Below are 1,458 nucleotides of genomic sequence, written 5' to 3' on the forward strand. Positions count from 1 at the left end.
ACGGGGATAAATCCCCTCGCCACAACGGAATGTTCGGCAGCAAATCACTCAGCTTAAAACCACCAACCGATTCGGCAATTCATTACGCGCATGGGTCACCGGCACGTGTTCCTTGAGCAACTCACCGCAAGCCTCGACGCACGTCACAAAACCCTGCAGCGTCTGCCCCTGGCGAACCTGCTGGGTAAACGCCACGACAATCGCATCCCAATGTTTGTTATCGAGTCGCTTGGAAATACCCTCGTCCACCAGGATCTCCACATAGCGCTCGGCCTCGCAGACGAAGATCAGCATGCCGGTGCTGCCCACGGTGTGATGCAGGTTCTGTTCGAGAAATTGCCGGCGTGCCAGGTTGGAGGCCCGCCAGTGGCGTACGGAACGAGGGACCAGACGGGTCGTGATGCCAGGGATGCGAAACACCAGGCACAACACAATGAAACTGGCCCACTGCACCCACAGCAGGCTGTGCAGGGTCAGCCAGCCGGTCAGGTAATGCAGGGCGCCGGGGACCACCAGTGCCAGCAGGCTGGCCCAGAGCAACGGGATGTAGGCGTAGTCATCGGCGCGGGCGGCCAGCACCGTGACCAGTTCAGCGTCGGTGTCGCGCTCGACTCGGGCGATGGCCTCGGCCACTTTGCGTTGTTCGTGTTCAGTCAGTAATGCCATGTTTTAAAGAGCCCGCTCATTATTGTCATCACCAGCCGCCCGACGAACCGCCGCCCCCGAAACTGCCGCCACCACCGCTGAAGCCACCGCCTCCGCTGCTGCTGCTGCCGCCTCCTCCGCCACCTGAATAGCCACCGCCACTGGACCCGCCACCGCTGGGAAGGATACCGAGCACCTGGCAGACAAATACCGTCAGGATAAAAAGCATCACCAGGAAGATGAACAAGCCCGGATGGCGCTCGACGAAGTCCTTCTCGTCCTGCTCACCCGCGCTGTATGCGGCTGCCGGTTCATCGAGGGGGCTGCCGCCCAGGACCACGAGCATCGCCGCCACGCCGTCACTGATGCCCTTGTTGAAATTGCCGGTCTTGAACGCAGGGGTGATCACCTGGTTGATGATTACCGAACTCTGGGCGTCAGTCAGACGATCTTCCAGGCCATAGCCCACTTCGATGCGCAGCTTACGATCATCGCGAGCGACAATCAGCAGCGCGCCGTTGTTTTTGTCTTTCTGCCCGATGCCCCAGTGGCGGCCCAATTGATAGCCGAAGTCTTCGATGCTGGCGCCTTGGAGATTCGCCAGCGTGACGACGACCACCTGCTCGCCGGTGGCCTGTTCATGGGCCTTGAGTTGCCCATCGAGTTGCGCGCGGACCGACGGGTCGAGCATCTGGGCGGAGTCCACCACCCGCCCGGTCAACGCCGGGAAGCTCAATTCGGCCTGGGCCGTGATGGCAAAGACCCAGAGCAACAGCACCAGGCCAAATTTCAACACTCGCATCAGAACTCCTG

General features: G+C 61.0%; 2 protein-coding genes. Both read right to left on the reverse strand.

What is annotated here, in order from left to right; translation table 11 throughout:
* Window positions 1-48 precede the first annotated feature (48 nt).
* Window positions 49-666: a TPM domain-containing protein gene (locus OC610_RS27335; RefSeq protein ID WP_264432550.1), complete on the reverse strand. Its 618-nt coding sequence runs from the start codon at window positions 664-666 to the stop codon at window positions 49-51.
* 28 nt (window positions 667-694) lie between these two features.
* Window positions 695-1,447, reverse strand: coding sequence for a TPM domain-containing protein (locus tag OC610_RS27340; protein ID WP_264432552.1), 753 nt, complete (start codon window positions 1,445-1,447; stop codon window positions 695-697).
* Window positions 1,448-1,458 lie beyond the last annotated feature (11 nt).

The organism is Pseudomonas agronomica (assembly GCF_025917275.1).
In the GTDB taxonomy this organism is placed as follows: Bacteria; Pseudomonadota; Gammaproteobacteria; order Pseudomonadales; family Pseudomonadaceae; genus Aquipseudomonas; species Aquipseudomonas agronomica.

Excerpts from the sequence above, each read along its gene's own strand:
- OC610_RS27335 (WP_264432550.1), bottom strand. The coding sequence starts at position 666 with ATGGCATTACTGACTGAACACGAACAACGCAAAGTGGCCGAGGCCATC.
- OC610_RS27340 (WP_264432552.1), bottom strand. The coding sequence starts at position 1,447 with ATGCGAGTGTTGAAATTTGGCCTGGTGCTGTTGCTCTGGGTCTTTGCC.